The sequence below is a fragment of the Monashia sp. HAY1-5C genome, assembly GCF_056755255.1.
On record NZ_JBPGXG010000644.1, the window covers coordinates 1 to 244 of the forward strand.

At 62.3% G+C, this 244-nt stretch carries 1 pseudogene; it reads left to right on the forward strand.

The features are described from left to right. Positions 1–28: 28 nt before the first annotated feature. A pseudogene (locus ACR9ZK_RS23035) lies at positions 29–244 on the forward strand (hypothetical protein); the annotation flags it as partial.

A 244-nucleotide genomic window follows, 5' to 3' on the forward strand; every position in this document is an offset into this window, starting at 1 on the left:
ACACTCTCTCCGTCGTCGGCAGCGTCAGATGTGTATAAGAGACAGGTTCAACGGCGGTGAGACCTTCGCCTCGAAGATCGCCAACAACGCGTCCGAGTTCAGCAACCCGAGCAAGACCGGCGCCTACATCGCCGCGGGCCTGGTGCCTGTCTCTTATACACATCTCCGAGCCCACGAGACGGAGCTACATCTAGGGTGTCGTCTTCTGCTTGAAAAGAGGGGGGGGGGGGGGGGGGGGGGGGGG